Origin of the sequence: Embleya sp. NPDC059237 (assembly GCF_042754105.1) — a bacterium.
Classification (GTDB): domain Bacteria; phylum Actinomycetota; class Actinomycetes; order Streptomycetales; family Streptomycetaceae; genus Embleya.
Map to the genome: position 1 here is coordinate 265,745 of NZ_JBHZAE010000015.1, position 6,308 is coordinate 272,052.

A 6,308-nucleotide genomic window follows, 5' to 3' on the forward strand; every position below is an offset into this window, starting at 1 on the left:
ACCCGGCCCCGGACACCCCGCCGGGGACGATCGGTGTCGGCTCGCCGAGGTTCGTCGGCGCCGGATCAGTCGTCGAGCAGCCGCATCCGGTGGGCCAGCGCGGCGGCCTCGCCGCGGGTGGCCACCTCCAACTTGGCCAGGATGTTGGACACGTGCACGCTCGCCGTCTTGACGCTGATGAACAACGTCTCGGCGATCTGTCGGTTGCTCCGCCCGTCCACCAGCAGGCCCAGCACCTCCTGCTCACGGGGCGTCAGATCGCCCGCCTGGTGCGCCGATCGGGCCGCGGTCGAGCTCGCGCCGGCGCGGCCGAACGGTTCGAGTCGGGCCCGTCGGGCGAGCAGTTCGATACGTTCGCGCAGCGGCACGGCGCCCAGGCGCACCGCCGTCTCGTGGGCCCGGCCGAGCACGTCGGCGGCGGCTGCCCGCTCGCCGGCGGCCACGAGCGCGGCGCCGAGGTCGGTCTGTACCTGCGCGGTGGGATAGGGCTGCGTGGTCGCCTCCCAGCCCGCCACCACCTCGCGCCATCGGTCCACGCTGTCGGTGCCCTCGGCGCGGTCCAGGTAGGCGGTCAGGGTGCGTGCCTGGGTGCGGTCCAGCGCGCAGTCCTGGGCCAGCGCCGCGCCGGCCGCCCGGATCCGGGCGAGGTCGGCCCGGGTCGCCGCGGTCGGCTCGTCGTCGGCGTACGCGCGGGCCGCCTCGATCAGCAGCGGGAAGGCGAACCGCTGGTTGCCGACGCCGAATCCGGCCCGCAGTTCCGCGTCCAGGATCTCGGCCACCTCGGCGCGCCGGCCCTGCGCCCGGGCCAACGCGATCGCGGCGCCGGACTGCGGGATGCGGTGTTGCGCCTCCTGGTGCCTGCCGCGTGCGCTCTCGCGCGCGTGGGTCAGCGGGGCCGCCGCCTCGGCGATGTCGCCGCGGACCAGGTGGGTCATGGCCAGCATGCGTTCGGCGTGGCCGGTGGCGCAGCCGTCGGCGTTGTGCTCGCGGATGTCGTCCACCGTCCGGGCCACCTCGTCCCAGCGGCCGAGCGAGAACAGGCTCTCCGCGAGGTTGCCCAGGAGGAACGCGCCGGTGTTGCGGACCACCCCGCGTTCGCGGGACAGGTCGAGCGCGCGGTGGAGCGCGGCGACCGATTCCTCGTGCCGGCCGACGCCCTCCAGGACGGAGGCCCAGTTGCCGAGCACGTAGATCAGCGTGTCCGGCTTGCCGCCCGTCGCCGCCTCCGCGACGCGGACCGCCTCGAGGCCGTACGCGAGCGCCTGCGTCTCGTCCGGCTCGCCGGACCCGGTCAGGAACCAGGACAGCGCCTGGAGCGTGCCGGCGATCATGTCCTGGTCGTCGAGTCGGCGGGCGATCTCCAGGACCTGCCGGGCGATCTGCAGGGCCTCCTGGACGTGTCCCTCCAGGAAGTGGGCGCGGGCGCTGCGCAGGGCCACGCCCGCGTACTCGATCGAGTCGGGTCGGTCCTGCAACAGGCTTTCGGCGTGCTCCAGTTCGACCATGCCGGAGCCGCGGCCCAGCCGGTTCAGCGACTTCGCCCGCTGGGTCCACAGCAGCGCCGCCCGCAGCGGGTCGCGCTCCTCGTCGACGAGGTCCAACGCGTGGCGCAGCAGGGCGAGTTCGCGATCGCCGGAGTTGTCGTAGCGGGCCGCGACGATGGCGCCGTCCAGGACCTGCGCGAGCGTGGTGCCGGTGGACTGCTCCGGGTCGGGGACCATGTCCCACATCGCGATCGCCCGCTCGTACAGCTCCCGGGCCTCGCCGAAGGCGTACCGGTCGGCGGCGGCGACCGCCGCGGTCAGGCTCGCGGGCAGCGCCTCGGCGGGGCGCCCGGCGGCGGTCCAGTAGCGGGCCCGGCGCTCCACGTGGTCGCGGTGCGGGGACAGTTCGCCGCGCTCCACCAGGGTGTCGTGGGCCCGGGCGAACGCCGCGTACATCCGGGTGCGCTCGCCGGGCAGCAGGTCGCCGAGCGCCGCCTCGCCGACGAGCGCGTGCCGGAAGGTGTAGCCCTCGCCGTCCGCGTCGGAGACCAGGACGTGCCCCGACACGGCCGCGCGCAGCGCCGTCTCCAGGGTGTCCGGGTCGAGACCGGCCACCTCGGCGAGCAGCCGGTGTTCCACGCCGATGCCGCCGACGGCGGCCAGCCGAACCACCCGGCGGGCCTGTTCGGGCAGTTGTTCGATGCGGATCAGGAGCAGGTCGCGGAGCGTGTCGGACAGGTCGGTGAGCCGCCCGTCGCGGATGCCGGCGGCCAGTTCCTCGACGAAGAACGCGTTGCCCTCGGAGCGTTCGAACACCTGCCGGGTGAGGGCGCGCGAGGGGGTCTCGCCGAGCAGGCCGGTGAGGTGCTTCTCCACCTGCGGCAGGGTGAGCCGGCCCAGTTCCACCCGGGCCACCGAGCGAATGCGTTCCAGCTCGGCGACCAGGCGGCGCATCGGGTGGCTGCGGTCCATCGCGTCCGCGCGCAGCGTGCCGACCAGCAGGATCCGCCCCCGGCGCAGCGAGCGGACCAGGAACGCGAGCAGTTCGCGGGTGGCCGAGTCGGCCCAGTGCAGGTCCTCGAAGGCGATCACGAGGGTGCGGTCCTCGCCGGCGCGCTCCAACAGGCGCAGCGCGGACTCGTACAGCCCGGCCCGCTCCGGTGCGGGGCCCACGACGGGTTCGGCGGCGAGCGTCGGCGAGATCCAGGCCAGCTCGCGGCGGCGGTCGCCGACCACGGCGTCGAAGTCGTCGCCGAGCGTGGTCGCCAGCGCCCGCAGGATGGCCGAGAACGGCGCGAACGGCAGCCCCTCGGCACCAAGTTCGAGACAGGCCCCGACCGCGACCACGGTCGGCTGCGACCGATCGGCGGCACCGGCCAAAAACTCGTCCAACAACCGAGTCTTCCCGACCCCGGCCTCCCCGGTGAGCAACACGACCCGGGGCTCCCCGCCGTCGGCCTCGCCCAGCGCCTCGACAAGCCGCCCCATCTCGGACTCACGACCAACAAACAGCGGCACCCCGACAAGAACAGTCACACGACGCAGCTTCCCACGCCCCGCGGCCCCTCGGGCCGGCGGATCCGTGGTGGGCGGAGGGCGGCGGGTGGTGTTGCGCCGGGTCAGGCGGTGGGCCGGGTTCGGTGGAGCCATTCGGTGCGGGTGATGGTGTATTCGACCTCGCCGTGTTCGGAGCCCTCGATCGGCTCGGGCCAGTTGTCGAAGTATGTGCGTCGCAGGGTCAGGCCCAGCTTTTCCAGCACCCGTCGCGAGGCCCGGTTCACGGACATCGTGTTCGCGGTCACCTCGTGCAGTCCCGGCTCGGCGAAACCCCGGTCGAGCAGCGCCCCCGCGCCCTCGGTCGCGTAGCCCAGCCCCCACACGTCACGACGCAGGCGATATCCCAGCTCGACCACGTCGACACCGTCCTCGACGAGCGGACGCAGCTCGAACCACCCCACGAACCGCCCGCCGTCCCGCTCCCGCGCGGCCCAGAAACCCGGTCGCCCCCACGCCGGGTATACCTGCCGCAACCGAGGCAGGACCCGCTCCCGAACGGCTTCGACCGACGTCGGCCGCCCGCCGTCGATGAAGCGCATGACCTCCGGATCGCCGTCCAACTCGACCAGATGCATCAGGTCCGACTCGACGAACGCCCGCAACTCCAGCCGCGGCGTCTCCAGAAAGATCGACATCCCACCATCCTGGCCGCCGCCCCGGCGCCGAGCCGGCGAATTTACCCGGCCGGCGACCCCGGTGCCCACTCGGCCGCCCGGCCCTCGTACCATGGCCGGCGATCCTCTCGCCGCTGGGCGCTCATGGCGGGCAATCTCCCCGGAAGGACCCGATCCATGGCCGCCGTCGCGACCCGGCTCCGCATCTCGTCCCGCTTCACGCGCGCCGGGGGTATACGCGGCGGCCGCATACCCGGCGTGCGTGCCGGCGACCGGTGGGTCGCCGTCGGGTTCCTCCTGCTCGCCATCTGGCTCTACCACGACCTCTGGGCCGATCTCGATCACGCCTACCTGGCCTCCGCCGGCCAGGACCAGAACATGTGGGAGTGGTTCTTCGACGCCACCGCCGACGCGGTGCGCGACCTGCGCAATCCGCTGATCTCGGACCTGCAGAACCACCCGCTGGGCGTCAACATGATGGCCAACACGGCCATGCTCGGCCTCGGCGTACCGCTGACCCCGGTGACCCTGCTGTTCGGCCCGACCAGCACGTGGGCCCTGGTGCTCACCGGCGGCCTGGCCGCAAGCGCGTTCGCCTGGTACCGCCTGTTCATCCGCCACCTCGTGCAACATCGCGCGGCGGCGGTGATCGCCGGCGGGTTCTGCGGGTTCGCGCCGCCGATCGTCGCGCACGGCAACGCGCATCCGAACTTCGTCGTGCTCTTCGTGATTCCGCCGATCATCGGCGCGGTGATCCGGCTGTGGCGCGACGAACGCCCGGTGCGCAACGGCATCGTGCTCGGGCTGCTGATCGCGTTCCAGATCTTCATCGGCGAGGAACCGCTGGTGTTCGCCGCCACCGGCCTGGTGGTGTTCGGGTTCGTCTACGCGCTGGCCCGCCCCGAGGCGGCCCAGGCGGCGGCCCGACCGCTGGGCACGGGACTGCTGATCGCCGCCGCCGTGTCGTTCGCGCTGGTGGCGTATCCACTGTGGGTGCAGTTCTTCGGGCCGCAGCACTACTCCTCGCTCGAACACGAGTCGGGCAACGACCTGGCCGCGTTCACCGCGTACGCGAGCGATTCCCTCGCCGGCGACCGGAGCAGCGCGGCGGCGCTGTCCGAGGGCCCGACCGAGGAGAACGCGTTCTTCGGCTGGCCGCTGATGATCCTCACCGGATTCCTCGTCGTCTGGCTGCGCCGCGAGGTGGTCGCCCGAGCGGCGACGATCACCGCCCTGGTCGCGGCTTTGCTCTCGCTCGGCCTGCGGATCGTGGTCGACCACGACAAGACCGGCATCCCGGGACCGTGGCAGCTGGTGAACAAGCTGCCGCTGTTCGAATCCATCCTGGAATCCCGATACGCGATGGTCTGCGTCCCCGCGATCGCGGTCCTGCTGGCGATGGCCACCGATCGGGTACTGGCCTCGGTCCGGGATCGACCCGTCACCGAGCGCGAGTTGCCGGTACGGCTGATCTGGGCCGGCGTGCTGACCATGGCCCTGCTCCCGATCGCGCCCACCCCGCTGGACGTCGTCGACCGGCGCCCGGTACCGGCCTTCTTCGCCGACGGACGGTGGCGCCCGTACGTGGACCACGGGTCGGTGGTCGTGGTGCCGCTGCCGAGCGTGGTCGAGGCGTCCGCGCTGCACTGGCAGAGCGTGGCCGACCTGGGCTTCCCGCTCGCGGAGGGCTACTTCGTCGGCCCGTGGGGTCCCGACCGGGTGGGTGTGTACGGCGCCGACTACAGCCCGACCTCGGCTCTGCTCGGTCGGGTCGCGTCCGAGGGCAAGGTCCCCGAGATCACCGACGACCAGCGCCGCGAGGCCCGCGAGGACCTGGCCCGCTGGCGCGCCGACGTGGTCGTACTGCCCCGGCACCCGCACGGCGCGGAGCTGGCCGGCACCCTGACCGCGCTGCTCGGTCCGGGTCAACAGGTCGCCGACGTGCAGATATGGGACGTACGACCGCTGGTGGCGGCGGCCCGGGCCGGATAGGCCGGGCCCGATCCGGCCCGAAACCGCGCACCGGATCAGCGGTATCTGGCCTCGATCTCGGCGAAGTACGCCTTGGCGAGCCGCAGGAACTGTGCTTCGCACAGCGCGATCTCCTCGCCGAGCCGATATCCCAGGACGGACAGCGCGGGATCCAGCCGGATCTGCGTGTCGCCGACCAGCCGACCGGCGTGCGCCGTCAACGATCTGGCCAGCACCCGGACCTCGTTGACGGGGTTGCCGTCCTTCTTCTCCAGACTGCGGCTGCGGTTCGCGAAGAAATGGTCCAGGGCCAGGACCAGGTTGTTGAAGAACACCGGCTCGAACGCCTCCAGCGCCTTCTCGAACCGTGTCGCGGCCGCGCCGGACAACCGCGCCCCCGTCGCCGCCAGTGCGTGATACGTGTCGACCTGGCACTCGATCGAGGCCCGACACGCATCGATGTAGGTCTGGTCGTAGCGGTTCACGCACACCACGCCCGCCACCTCCCGATACTCGACTGCGTTATCCGACTGACGCGCCCCGCCCCGCGAATGTGACCGGGCACGCCGCGCCGGCGCGTGTCTTCAAACCCCCGTCGGGCTCCGCGGCGTGAGCGCAGCGAGGAGCCCGAAGGGCGGATGCCGTGCATCGGCGTGCCGGAGAAGCAGGTGCACAGTGGTTC

Annotated in this window: 4 protein-coding genes; 1 reads left to right on the forward strand and 3 read right to left on the reverse strand. The window is 72.6% G+C overall.

Annotated elements, in window-relative coordinates:
• Positions 1 to 65: 65 nt before the first annotated feature.
• Together ACFXKZ_RS37605 and ACFXKZ_RS37610 are read right to left on the reverse strand one after the other, a co-directional pair.
• Entirely contained in the window at positions 66 to 3,020 is a 2,955-nt protein-coding gene (locus tag ACFXKZ_RS37605; protein ID WP_380007427.1) for an AAA family ATPase, read from the reverse strand.
• An 83-nt stretch (positions 3,021 to 3,103) separates the two neighbouring features.
• Positions 3,104 to 3,676, reverse strand: coding sequence for a GNAT family N-acetyltransferase (locus tag ACFXKZ_RS37610; protein WP_380007430.1), 573 nt, complete (start codon positions 3,674 to 3,676; stop codon positions 3,104 to 3,106).
• Positions 3,677 to 3,832: 156 nt separating this feature from the next.
• Here ACFXKZ_RS37610 and ACFXKZ_RS37615 point away from each other — a divergent pair, with 156 nt between their 5' ends.
• Entirely contained in the window at positions 3,833 to 5,647 is a 1,815-nt protein-coding gene (locus ACFXKZ_RS37615) for a glycosyl transferase (protein WP_380007433.1), read from the forward strand.
• A gap of 35 nt (positions 5,648 to 5,682) precedes the next feature.
• Here ACFXKZ_RS37615 and ACFXKZ_RS37620 read toward each other — a convergent pair whose 3' ends face one another.
• A complete protein-coding gene (locus ACFXKZ_RS37620) occupies positions 5,683 to 6,129 on the reverse strand; it encodes a hypothetical protein (protein ID WP_380007436.1) in 447 nt (148 codons plus the stop codon).
• Positions 6,130 to 6,308: the final 179 nt, after the last annotated feature.

Coding starts and splice junctions, on each gene's coding strand:
- ACFXKZ_RS37610 (WP_380007430.1), bottom strand. CDS start 3,676: ATGTCGATCTTTCTGGAGACGCCGCGGCTGGAGTTGCGGGCGTTCGTC.
- ACFXKZ_RS37615 (WP_380007433.1), top strand. CDS start 3,833: ATGGCCGCCGTCGCGACCCGGCTCCGCATCTCGTCCCGCTTCACGCGC.